The sequence below is a fragment of the Clostridium muellerianum genome (assembly GCF_012926525.1).
In the GTDB taxonomy this organism is placed as follows: domain Bacteria; phylum Bacillota; class Clostridia; order Clostridiales; family Clostridiaceae; genus Clostridium_AM; species Clostridium_AM muellerianum.
The window spans coordinates 228,468-241,235 of sequence record NZ_JABBNI010000047.1 but is presented as its reverse complement, the minus strand read 5'-3'; the positions used below and the strand labels follow the sequence as shown (position 1 = coordinate 241,235).

The 12,768-nt window shown below is 29.4% G+C and carries 12 protein-coding genes; 2 read left to right on the top strand and 10 right to left on the bottom strand.

Features of this window, described 5'->3' with window-relative positions; translation table 11 throughout:
* Positions 1-254 precede the first annotated feature (254 nt).
* The 7 genes from HBE96_RS19165 to HBE96_RS19135 form a co-directional block, all read right to left on the bottom strand.
* Positions 255-1,190, bottom strand: coding sequence for a patatin-like phospholipase family protein (locus tag HBE96_RS19165; protein ID WP_342590203.1), 936 nt, complete (start codon positions 1,188-1,190; stop codon positions 255-257).
* 93 nt (positions 1,191-1,283) lie between these two features.
* Positions 1,284-2,093, bottom strand: coding sequence for a dihydropteroate synthase (gene folP / locus HBE96_RS19160; RefSeq protein ID WP_169299380.1), 810 nt, complete (start codon positions 2,091-2,093; stop codon positions 1,284-1,286).
* Positions 2,094-2,155: 62 nt separating this feature from the next.
* Positions 2,156-2,914: an aminotransferase class IV gene (locus HBE96_RS19155; protein ID WP_243186996.1), complete on the bottom strand. Its 759-nt coding sequence runs from the start codon at positions 2,912-2,914 to the stop codon at positions 2,156-2,158.
* Positions 2,915-2,930: 16 nt separating this feature from the next.
* On the bottom strand, positions 2,931-4,283 hold the full coding sequence (gene pabB, locus HBE96_RS19150) for an aminodeoxychorismate synthase component I (protein ID WP_169299313.1): 1,353 nt from the start codon (positions 4,281-4,283) through the stop codon (positions 2,931-2,933).
* A 38-nt stretch (positions 4,284-4,321) separates the two neighbouring features.
* Positions 4,322-4,900: an anthranilate synthase component II gene (locus tag HBE96_RS19145; protein WP_169299312.1), complete on the bottom strand. Its 579-nt coding sequence runs from the start codon at positions 4,898-4,900 to the stop codon at positions 4,322-4,324.
* A 436-nt stretch (positions 4,901-5,336) separates the two neighbouring features.
* Complete coding sequence (locus HBE96_RS19140) at positions 5,337-6,134, bottom strand: ABC transporter permease (protein ID WP_169299311.1); 798 nt, start codon at positions 6,132-6,134, stop codon at positions 5,337-5,339.
* Positions 6,131-6,892, bottom strand: coding sequence for an ABC transporter ATP-binding protein (locus tag HBE96_RS19135; protein ID WP_169299310.1), 762 nt, complete (start codon positions 6,890-6,892; stop codon positions 6,131-6,133). Before HBE96_RS19135 ends, HBE96_RS19140 begins: the two co-directional genes overlap by 4 nt.
* Before the next feature lie 274 nt (positions 6,893-7,166).
* Between HBE96_RS19135 and HBE96_RS19130 the strand changes: the two genes are divergently transcribed.
* Both HBE96_RS19130 and HBE96_RS19125 read left to right on the top strand, forming a co-directional pair.
* The gene (locus HBE96_RS19130) at positions 7,167-9,071 is read left to right on the top strand and encodes an LXG domain-containing protein (RefSeq protein WP_169299309.1); all 1,905 of its coding nucleotides are present in this window, start codon (positions 7,167-7,169) and stop codon (positions 9,069-9,071) included.
* A 21-nt stretch (positions 9,072-9,092) separates the two neighbouring features.
* Positions 9,093-9,494: a hypothetical protein gene (locus HBE96_RS19125; RefSeq protein ID WP_169299308.1), complete on the top strand. Its 402-nt coding sequence runs from the start codon at positions 9,093-9,095 to the stop codon at positions 9,492-9,494.
* Between the two features lie 535 nt (positions 9,495-10,029).
* On the opposite strand, the gene HBE96_RS19120 is transcribed toward HBE96_RS19125, so the two are convergent.
* The 3 genes from HBE96_RS19120 to HBE96_RS19110 form a co-directional block, all read right to left on the bottom strand.
* Complete coding sequence (locus HBE96_RS19120) at positions 10,030-11,028, bottom strand: ABC transporter substrate-binding protein (RefSeq protein ID WP_169299307.1); 999 nt, start codon at positions 11,026-11,028, stop codon at positions 10,030-10,032.
* 156 nt (positions 11,029-11,184) lie between these two features.
* The gene (locus HBE96_RS19115; protein WP_169299306.1) at positions 11,185-11,931 is read right to left on the bottom strand and encodes an ABC transporter ATP-binding protein; all 747 of its coding nucleotides are present in this window, start codon (positions 11,929-11,931) and stop codon (positions 11,185-11,187) included.
* Positions 11,900-12,682: an ABC transporter permease gene (locus HBE96_RS19110; RefSeq protein ID WP_169299305.1), complete on the bottom strand. Its 783-nt coding sequence runs from the start codon at positions 12,680-12,682 to the stop codon at positions 11,900-11,902. Before HBE96_RS19110 ends, HBE96_RS19115 begins: the two co-directional genes overlap by 32 nt.
* Positions 12,683-12,768 lie beyond the last annotated feature (86 nt).

The window sequence follows — 12,768 nt, the reverse complement described above, 5'->3', positions numbered from 1 at the left end:
TATATGGTAAGTGTTTCATCACATTAGCTAAATTGTTTTAGTATTATTCTTAGCTCAAAATTTTTGAAAGCCTTAGAACTTTAGTCGTGTTTGAGGGAACCGAGTTTGACAAAGTTCTTAGGCTTTCAAAAATTTCGAGCTTTAGAATAATTAAAACATTTAGCAGTGACGAAACACTTACCATATATCATGGAGTAAAAGTTAAAATCCAAACTGCCACTGCACCTTTGCGTCGCAATATGCTTTTATTGTGCTTATACTGATACATTTTTCTGAACATAACATCTAATATACTCTCTAAAATCCCATTCGTTAAGAAACTTTTCCGCACTTTCATATCCTAAATCAAATAGTCTTAAACTTTTGTCTCTTGTTATATCAAATTCTGTAGTTTTAACATCAGCAGTAGGTATAGATATAGTTCTTACTCTATCTTTATCCGTTAAATAAGTTTCATCATAATTGTCAATCACCGATTCTACTAAATCCATTACAAAACATAAAAAATCAATTTTTTCATTCTGGCTGCATGGTTTAGATACTTTTTCAAATTTAAATCCAAAGGTAGGTAATCTAGGAACTCCTGTAACATCAAATATCCACACTGGAAAATTACTTAATATTCCCCCATCTACTATAAAACTATATTTATCCTCATATCTTAACTTTTCTGGTTTAAAGTAAAAAGGAATACTTGTACTCATTCTAACAGCTTTAGCAATTTCAAATTCCATAGGATCAATTCCGTATTTTACAAGATCATCTGGAAGAATAAGAATGCTCTTTTTAGTTATATCTGAAGCTATTATTTTAAGATTTGATACTCCATTTTTACTTACATCCTTAAATTTAGTTTTACCTTTAGCTTTTAATAGTTCATCTATCCAAATTTCTATATAATCTCCTTGATAAAGTCCCTTCTGAGCTAAAATACCTAGTAACTTTCCTACAACCGGAAGAGACTGTAATCTGTTTTTATCTAAAAATCTAGTATAATCTAATGTACTCATTATACTTTTCAATTCTCTGCCAGTATATCCTACCGCTAGCAGAGAAGCTATAATTGCTCCTGCAGAAGTTCCCGCTAACTTTTCCCATTGATATCCCATTTGTTCGAACTTGCTAATTGCACCTACAAAACCTATAGCCTTAACTCCTCCACCCTGAAAAACAGCATAAGCTTTCAAAATACCTCACCTTTTCAAATATTGATGCACTATAATATACTATTAAAAAAGCATTAATTTTGTGATTCATTTTGAAATATTATATCTACATTTCTACTAATGAACTCTAACTATAGCATCTGTCATAATGCACGCTCTTTTGTTTTCTTTTATATCATGAACTCTTACAAAATCATAACCCTTCATTATTCCTATAACCGTAGTAGCCACTGTACCCTCTACTCTTTCTTCTGTAGGAAGATTTAAAGCATTACCTATCATGGACTTTCTAGAAGTTCCTAGAAGTAATGGATACCCAAATTTTTTAAAGTCCTCAAGGTGATTCATAACCATTAAATTTTGTTCATAAGTTTTTGCAAACCCTATACCTGGATCTAGAATAATATTTTCAGGTTTTACTCCTGCTTTTAAAGCAATATCTATGCTTTCTTTTAAATCGCTTAATACATCTTCCATTAAGTTTTTATAATCTTTATTTTCTCTATTATGCATTAAACAACATGGCACTTCATACTTTGCTGCTACTTCTGCTATATAAGCATCTTTTTTAAATCCCCAAACATCATTTATAAGTGCAGCACCTGCTTTTACAGCTTCCTCCGCTACTTTTCCCTTATATGTATCAACAGAAATTGGAACATCTATTTCCTTAACTAAAGCTTTTATTGCAGGAACTACCCTACTTAATTCCTCTTCTTCTGATACTGATATGTGATTAGGTCTTGTAGATTCTCCACCTATGTCTATTATATCTGCCCCCTGCTCTATCATTTCCTTTGCATGCTGCACAGCTTTTTCTATGTTATTAAATTTGCCTCCATCTGAAAAAGAATCTGGAGTAACATTTAAAATACCCATTACATAAGTCCTTTTGCCAATTTCAAAATTCTTTTTACCTATCTTCATTATTTTTGTCATCTCTTTTCTAGTTAAACTAACTGCTTAACCAGATTTCCCCCCTTTACAAATTATTCTAATAAATTGATATAATTATTATAGTCTTTATATATATTTTCTATAATATTATTATCTTTAAATTTTATTCCACATGCTTCTGATACTTTCATAATACCCATAATACTATTAGTTAAAAAAATGCCTTCTGAATTAAGTAAGTCTTCTTTTATAAATTCTCCTTCTACTACATTATATTTATCAACAATACATTTTCTAATAGTTCCACTTAATAATCCACATTCTACTTTTGGTGTATGTATTTTCCCATTTTTTACAAAAAATACATTAGATATACTGCCCTCTGCTAAATTACCTTTAGTATTTAAAAACAATACTTCATTATATCCTTCACTTATACATTTTTCATGCTCTAATATGTTTTCAAGATAATTCATAGATTTTAGATAAGTTAATGATGAATATTCATTTCTTTTTACATTACTTATTTTTATACTAAAACCTTTTTTATAATGTTTATCTATATAATTATTTTTTCTAGAAGTAAAAATAGTGTTTTTTTCAGTAACTACTAGCTTTAAAATATTATTTTTACATTTTAATTTTAAAACTGCTTTCATTACTTCTTCATCACTTATAGTTTTGTTTACTCCTATAAGTTTAAGTCCTTTATTTATTCTATCTAAATGTTCATTTAAAAATATAGGCTTTTCTTTTACTAGCATAGTTTCAAAAAGCCCTCTTCCAAAATAAAAACCACTATCTAATATAACTTTTTCTTCTTCTAATAAAGTACCATTTAAAACTATCAAATTATCCCACATCCTTTTATAGCACCCTCATTAATGCTCTTGCCTTATCTAAGGTTTCATCATACTCTGACTCCTTATCTGACTCCCAAGTAATCCCCCCACCTACTCCAAAATAAGCTTTTCCAGCTTTCATAATTATAGTTCTTATTACTATATTAAAATCCACATTACCATCAAATCCAAAATAGCCTATACTTCCAGTATATATATTTCTTCTAGTAGGTTCTAACTCATCTATAATTTCCATTGATCTAATCTTTGGTGCCCCTGTTATAGACCCTCCTGGAAAACATGCTTCAACACAATCAACTGAAGTATATTCATTTTTCAACTTTCCTATTACTGTAGATACTAAATGAAATACAGTACTATATTCTTCTAGTTCAAATAACTCTTTAACTTTTACAGAATAAGGCTCGCAAACTTTGCTCAGATCATTTCTTTCTAAATCCACAATCATAAGAAGTTCTGCATGATCCTTTTCGCTATCTATAAGTTCTTGTCTATTTTTCAAATCCTCTTCTCTGCTTTTTCCTCTAGGTCTTGTACCTTTTATTGGTCTTGTTTCTACAATATTATCTCTAATCTTTAAAAATCTTTCTGGTGAAGAACACACTATACTAAAACCTTCTATATTCATAAAAGCTGCAAAGGGTGCTGGATTTATATACCTTAAATCTTTATAAACATCATAAGGTTTCCTCTTTGTCTCACAAAAAAATCTTTGAGTTAGATTAGTAATGTATATATCACCATTTCTAATATACTGCCTAACTTTTTCTACAGTATCTATATAATTCGCCTTTTTAAAGTTAGATGTAAATTCAGTATTTCTATTTTTCAATTCATGATATTCAACTTTATTACCTTTAAATATTACATTTTTTATATTATCAATACTATTTTGCTTCGAGTCTAATACTCCTAACGCCGTAATAAAAGTTTTCTTTTCTAGACTGTCTACGATTATTCCATTATCATAAAAATAGAAGTAACAATCTGGGATTTTTACATCTTCTACTGACATAGTTGGTAGATTTTCTATACTTCGCCCTAAATCATAAGAAAAATACCCCATGGCTCCTGCTACATAAGGTAATTTTGTATTGTTTTCTATTTTATATTTATTTATAAGCTTTTTAATTTCTTTAAAAGGATTTTTTTCTTTAAATTTTTCATCATTTATACTACAAATATCATTTTCATACTTAAATTTTAAAAAAGGATTTAATCCTATAAAAGAATACCTTCCTAAATTCTCTGCGTCCATCCCACTATCTAGTATACTAACTGTTTTATCTTCTTTAAATAGGGAATATATATCAAAAGCATTTAAATCTATTTTTATTTCTTTAATTAAAGCTTCCATAAGCTCTACCCCCAGCTTTTTTTATTGTGCTTTTTCAATTATTTTATAGCCTTAGCTCTTTCTAAGAAATTCTTTAAAATTTCATGTCCAAACTCTGTAAGTTCTGCCTCAGGGTGAAACTGCACTCCTTCTATTAAAAACTTCTTATGCTTTATACCCATAATAACTCCATCTGAGCTTTCTGAGGTTATTTCTAAGCATTCAGGTAAACTTTTTTTTTCTATTATAAGAGAATGGTATCTAGTAACTTTAAAAGGACTTTTTATTCCTTTAAAAATTCCTTTACCTTTGTGATGTACTGGGAATACTTTTCCATGCACAGGTTCCTTACCTTTTACTATATTCGCACCAAAAGCATATCCTATACTTTGATGTCCCAAACATATACCTAAAATAGGAATTTTACCTGCAAATTTCTTTATTACATCCACACAAATTCCTGAATTTTCAGGAGATTTTGGTCCCGGTGAAATTATAATCCCTTGTGGTTTCATATTTTCTATATCATTCAAAGTTAATTTATCGTTTCTAAATACTTTTACCTCCTCCTGTAATTCTTCTAAATATCGCACTAAATTGTAAACAAAAGAATCATAGTTATCAATCATTAAGAACATATTTTCGCTCCTTAGTATTCTTTTATATAATACCCGTATATTATAGCATTTTATTAACAATAATGAAATAAAACTTAAAATATTCTGTAAATTACCATTGATCAAATCTTAATAACAATGTAACTAAATTTGTGCAAGTGAAGTTACTAGTTTTGATTTTAACTTTTACGTATGGATATAGAATAAGCGTTTATTCACATTAGCTAAATTGTTTTCTTATTAGTCTTAGCGAGAAGTTAAGGAAAGCCTTAGAACTTTAGCCTTGTTTGAGGGAACCGAGTTTGGCAAAATTCTTAGGTTTTCATTAACTTTGAGCTTAGACTAATTGAAAATATTTAGCAGTGAGTAAACGCTTATCCTATATCTCGTAGTAAAAGTTAAAATCAAAACTTTCACTATACCTTGTGTCACATTATGCTTATTTTGTTAACCTGTACTACCGTCTCATTATGAGTTTCTTTTCTATAAATTCAACTCCTTCGTACATTGCATAAGCTAGAACAGACAATATCAAAACACTTAACATAACTGTATCCAGCTCAGAAATCTGACCACCATATATTATTAAGAAACCAAGCCCATCCTTCGCAACTAAAAATTCACCCATTATAACACCTACCCAGGAAAGTCCCACATTTATTTTAAGAGCAGAAACTAGTGTTGGTACTGAGCTTGGAATTATAAGATGTATTAATATTTGAAGTTTAGAAGCTCCAAAGGTTCTTAAAAGTTTAATCTTATCAACATCAACTTCTTTAAATCCATTTAACACAGATATTATTGTAACTACTATAGATATAAGTAAAGCCACAACTATTATTGCAGTAGTTCCATTTCCAGCCCAAAAGATTATAATAGGGGCAAGTGCTACCTTAGGAAGCGCATTAAGTACTACAATATACGGATCTAAAACCTTACATACAAAATCTGACCACCATAGAAGTATAGCAATTATAGTGCCGAGAACAGTACTTAATAAAAATCCATATATAGTTTCCAAACAGGTAATCCATATATTATTAAACAAATTGCCCTCTGAATATAATTTCAATAGACACTTCCACATTCTTGATGGAGTACTTGTCAAAAAAGGATCCATTATTTTTAAATCACCTAATACTTCCCACAAAGCAAAAATTAGTATCAAAATTAACAACCTAGAAAACACTATTTTTCTTTTTCTCTTCTCAACATTACTAATATACAAGGAATGTTCTTTTACTTCATCTATCATTGTGAATTTAACTCCTTCCATATATTATTAAAATATATTCTAAATTCTGGTTCCTCCCTTGATTTGAGTGGTGATTCATGTGGAACTGAAAATTCTATATTAAATATTTTTTTTATTTCAGCAGGTCTACTAGATAACACAATAATTCTATTGGACATAGATATAGCTTCAGCTATATCATGGGTTACCATAATTGCCGTTTTGCCTTCTTTTTTTATTATCTTAAATATTTCATCACTTATATTAAGTCTGGTTTGATAATCTAGAGCTGAAAAAGGTTCATCTAGAAGCAAAACTTCTGGATTTACAGCAAGGGTTCGTATAAGTGCTACCTTTTGTCTCATTCCACCTGAAAGTTCCTTGGGATAATGGAATCTAAAATCCCATAATCCATAATCTTTAAGTAACTTGTTTATTTTTTCAGTATAATCACTTACTTTTTTATGTTGTATTTTAATACCTAACAGTATGTTATCCCATACAGTAATCCATTCAAATAACTGATCACGCTGAAACATATACCCCATTTTAGTAGAAAAATCAGCTAAACTTTCATTATCTATATAAATTTCGCCAAAGGAAGGTTTTAATAATCCTGATATTATATTTAAAAGTGTTGATTTACCACAGCCAGAAGGTCCAACTATACTTAAAAACTCTCCTTCTTCCACTGTAAAGTTTATATTTATCAGTGCTTTAGTACAATTCTTCAGCGAATGATAGTTCATATAGATATTTTTTACACATACTTTATCCAAAACCTCATCTCCTTTAATTTAACACAACTCTTTCTGTATTATATGAATTTTTATAGTATAGTGTTAAAAATTTAAACTCATTAAATTTAAAGAAAATAACGTTAAATCAATTTATCTTTCACATGTTAAAAATAATACGACGCAACCTTTTTTAGATGACAATTGACAGAGGACAGAGGAAAACAAAGGCGTATTCACATATATATACATAAATATTAAAATAAGGTGGTATTTGAATATTAATGAAAAGGTACATATATATGGGGGTAAATAAATGGATTTTAGTTTAGACATAGGGGAGTTAACTAATGCAATAAGTCAATATGAAAATGTAATAAAGGATTTAGAAGACCAAAAAGAAAACATAAACAAGGCAATTAAAGAACTTACTGACCAAGGTTGGTCAGGTGAAGCAAAAGATAAATTTATGGAAAATCATATTAAAAAGCAGGAATTTTATACAAACTTCATAGAACAAATGAAATATGAGAAAAATGCTTTAGAAAGTGAAGAAAAGCCAAACGCAATTCAATTAAAGAAAAGAAGTGAGAATTTTGAAGCATGCATAAAAAGAAGTACAAGCGGAGTAGCTCTTACAAATGATGATTCAGGAATTATTTCACTTCAATATGGAGGACAGTTTCCAATAAATAATAATGTTAGTGAATGTATAGATTATTATAAACAAATGAATTCTAAATTTGTAGAAATACTAAGTTTGGTAAACAGCCTGACATTTACAACATTTACAATTACAGATGATGTTGTGAATTTACAAAATTCACTTAGAAACCAGACAGCAAGCTTAACAGAATTTAATGATTCATTTAATGCATATTGTAATAGCGTAAGAGATATGGAATATAATATATGTTCCGTATTTTCAAAGATATCAGGAATAACTGAAGGAATATCTCAAATCAGAGGTATGCAAATTATTTCAGAAAATGGACAAGTAGATAAGGATAAAGTAATGCAGTTAATGCTAAAAAATCCCGACAGCTTGACTAATGAAGAAAAAGAGATATTAGCATATGTAGAAAAAGTATTAGGTGAAGAGAAATATGCTCAATTAAAAAATCAAGTGGTAAGAGAAAATCAGAATTTATCTCAATTTATGAACTTGATAGGTATGAACGCTACATCATCTGTAACTTATATTATAGACCCCAAAACAGGCAAAGCAATTGATATATCAAATATTGATAAAGACACCTTAAATCGAATTAACTATTTAGCAGATGAATTAAAATGGTTTGATAAGTATCCAAATAGTCGAATCACTGATAAGGATAGTATAATGTTCTGGAAACTCCACCGTAGAGACTATTTTGAGCATGAATTAGCGAAAAAAATAACCAATATAACAAGTGGTAAAAATGTTAATTGGAAAAAGATAAAAAATAATATAGCATTAAGCTGGGATGGTATTGCCGAAATAATAGGAGGTTATACGGAGGCTGGTTTAGGAAAAACATTTATGAGTGCTGGAAAGAAAATGGTCTATGCTTCTGCATTTTCAACTGTATTTTCAAATGGAACAATTTTAATACCACAGAATAAATTAGAACGTAAGACTAAAACTGCTTTGGGAGCAATTATTGGTGGAGGATTACTAACTATTGGAACATATTTAACGGCAGAAGGTGGTAGTAATTGGATTGAAGGAGTAAGTAAATTGGCAAAACTTAAGAATCCCAAAATCCCTGTATATAACCCGCTAAAAGAATTGACTTATAAAAAAGCATTTGGTGATACAAACGGAGAAAAATATTATAATTTAGTCGGTTTAGGTACTGCTGGAATTTGTATAACAGAAGATTTTAAAACTCTTTCAAGATATACTAACTTAGAGGATAAAGTTAAACTATTTCCAAGACCAACTAATATATCAAAAGCAGAAAAATTAAACCTACCTATAGAAAATATAACTAAGCAAACAGTTGAAGAAACAATAAAAAATGGTGCTAAAATTACAGTGGTTACAACAACAGACACTGCAAAAGTAGCAGATTTAACTACTACAACGCCTATGATTTTATACCACAAAGTTACAGAGCATCCTTTACTTAATAAATTGGAACTTTCAAGAAATACCTTTTACACTGGTGTAGGTTTTAGAAATACCAATAGTACAATAGATTCATTACAACCCAAACCCGATACAGATAAAAAGTAAAATTAAAAGAAGGTAGATTATATGAGTACAGAAAAACAACCTAATAAATGGGTAGAAAGGTTTATTAAAAAACCTCCTAAAGTAAAAAGAAAAATAAAAAGAAAATGGCTTGCTTATTTAATATTATATATCATAGGATATATAATATCATTATGTGTTACAGGTATCCCAAGTCTTGATTATTTAATCCCTTTTAAACTGGATGCTCTTTGTTTTTCTATATTTATAGGAGAAACAGTAACATCTCCACCTGTAGATATAAAAGATACTTTAAGTCCTCGTTGGCGAGGATTTGTTTTTGGTGTTATATCAGCAGTATTAGTTTTAATATTTATTATAGTTATATATATATTAGAGACATGTAATATAATTACTAATCTTGATCCGTTTTTTGGTATATTTGGTATTTTGAAAAAAAGCTAATTTTAAATATAAGTAAGCTCAGCGAAGCCTTCAGGTCATTAACGAATTTTTAAGATTTTTTTATACAGATAAAAAGTAAAATTAAAAGAAGGTAGATTATATGAGTACAGAAAAACAACCTAATAAATGGGTAGAAAGGTTTGTTAAAAAACCTCCTAAAGTAAAAAGAAAAATAAAATTATATGAATAAGGAAAAAGAACTACTAAATGTATTTAATTCTGAAAGCCAAATGATTTTTATGAACACTGCATTATTCAATTTTGAATTTTGGAGTGTTTTTATTTATTTTTTTAAAGCTGTATTTTAATATTGATATATTAAAATGAATAGATAAATTTATACTAGCAAGATATGGCATATTAATGTAACATTGAGTTAATGAATAATTACATCAAGATATTTGAAAACTACTAAAAACAATTGCTATAGAGGTAGTAAATTTGAGAAATCCCAGCATATGAAAAGAGTGTAAATGAATTTATATAAATCCATTTACACTCTCTAGTTTAGGTGTAATATAAATCAATCTTTCAATTATTTACTAATATCCTGTATTAGTGATTTTATATCAATCTTCTTTTTAAGCATTCCATTTTCCATTAAAAAATCCTGTGTTTTTTCTAATTCTTTTATATCCTTTTCTGTTATCTTAGGACTAAAATCATACCAATTATACATTTCCTTAACTTTATCAACGGATATCTGAGTTTCTTCTGAAGCTAATTTATAAGTTTCATCTGGATTATCCTTCATAAATTGAAGACTCTTATTGTGAACATTCATATATCTTTTTGCTATATCCATATGTTTATCCAGAAAATCCTTTCTAGCTGCAATTACTATAGTAGCATCTAATATTCCTTCTCCTGTAGTAACAATATGTGCTCCCTTTTCTAAAGCTTGTGACACTGCTGGACCTGCCACTAATGCTACATCTGAACTACCAGACATTAATGCTGAAACACCCTGTGGTATTCCCATATTTATAAATTGAACATCATCAATCTTCATATTCTTATTTTTAAGTGCTCCTAAAAGTAATTGATGAAGTATTGTTCCTTTAGGACCTACTATCTTTTTGCCCTTTAAATCTTCTATGGATTTTATATTTGGGTCTTTAGCCATAATTGTAAATGCTTTTGGCGCTCTGCTGTACATTCCTATTATTTTAATATTAACACCATTAGAAGCAGCTAAAATAACTGAAGTAGCCCCGATAGCATTACAAAAATCTAGTGAACCAGAAGCTACAGCCTCTGTCATCTTAGACCCTTCTGTAATCTCAGGAAATGTCACTTTTATATTATCCTTTGAAAATTCATCCTGAAACAAGTTTTTCTTTTTTTCTACTATAGATGGTACATTTAAAGGTGATTTAACATAAGAAATATTTACGTTACTCACCTTCTGCTCTGTTGATTTTTGACTTGAATCTGCACTGTTTGAACCTTTTTCAGCTGCACCGCATCCTATAAGCGATGTAGTAAGTACTGCAGCTGTTAGTAATGCGCTTAATCTTTTTAATGATTTCATTAATTAGTCCTCCTTATTTTATCCGATCGCTACCATTGCTAATACTCCCATCTTCTTTAAGTGGGGGATAAGCACTGCTACGCGCCTGGATAAGTTCTTCTAAGACTCACTTGATATTGTTTACTGCTAAAATTGATACTAATATTTTAATAATACTTAAATTGAAAATTCTTTAAGCATACTATCTCTTATTTGCAAAAACTTGCTGCATGAGCTATTTCTATAATAATCCATATCAACGCTTTGTTCCTTTATTATAAAACCTTTATCCATAACTACTATTTTCTGTCCTAAATAAACTGCTTCATCTACATCATGAGTAACAAAAATTATAGTTTTTTTATTTTCTAAAAATATATTTATAAACTCCCTTTGAAGCTTTCTTCGATTAAATGCATCAAGGGCACCTAAAGGTTCATCCATAAGAATTATTTCTGGATTATAGCAAAGAGTTCTACCTAATGATACCCTTTGAGCCATACCTCCCGATATTTGAGAAGGATATGCTTCTTTAAACTTTTCTAAGCCTAACATATTTAAATATTTATTAACTGTATCATAAACCTCAATTCTATCTTTATTTTTAATAAGTGGAAAAGCCATGTTTTCCTTTACAGTAAGCCAGGGCATCAATCTAGGCTCTTGAAAAACTATGCCAACTTTCTTTTTAGAATGCATTTCGCTGGGAATTCCTTCTTTATATATAAAACTTACGCTCCCTTCTGTTTGCTCTTCCAGCCCGCATATTATTCTAAGTAAAGTAGTTTTACCACATCCACTCTTTCCAATTACAGTTACAAAGCTGCCGTCCTCAACTGACAGGTTAATATTAGTTAACGCATTAACTTTAGTACCATTTATATCAAAGCTCTTATACAGATTTTCTATTTTCAGTCCTGCCATAACCACCCTCTCTTCCCCAAGAATGTACAAATTTACTGGTTATTTTAATGAAAATATAATCAACAATATAGCCTAAAACTCCTATAGAAAAAATACCAACTAATATGATATCCGGTCTAGATAACTGCTCTGCATCCATTATCATATATCCTATACCAGAAGAAGCAGCTATAAGCTCTGCCCCCATAAGAGATCTCCAGCTGTAACCTAATCCTAACTGAACCCCTGTTATTATAGATGGCACTGCTTGAGGCAATATTATTTTTAAAAATTTATCTTGACTACTAAATCCAAAAATTTCACCTACTTCTAAAAGTTTTTCATCATAATTGGTGACACCATTTAGTGTATTTGAAAATATGGGGAAAAAGGTAGCCAAAAATATAACTGCTAACTTTGAAGTTTCTCCTATTCCAAACCACAGTATTAATATAGGAATAACTGCAATAGGAGGTACATGCCTCATAAACTCTAAAGAAGGCTCTAGATAAGGTAAAAGCTCTTTTTTCATTCCTAAAATAATAGCCATAGAAAATGCCACTGCAAAAGTTATAAAAAACCCTATAAAAACTCTAGCAAAACTAACTTCCAAATTTTTTAGAAGTATGCCATTCTTAATCAACTCCAAAGTAGTACTGCATACCACTACTGGACTTGGTATTATATAATCATTAAACATATGAAATTTAGAACCAATACACCATACAAGTATAATGCCTAAAGGTATAACTAATCCTTTTAATCTTTTCATACAATTCCTTTCCTTAATGCAAAAAACCTTCCCAAAAAACAATAGTTTTAGGGAAGGTTACTATCTTACAAATAGCTTTTGTATTT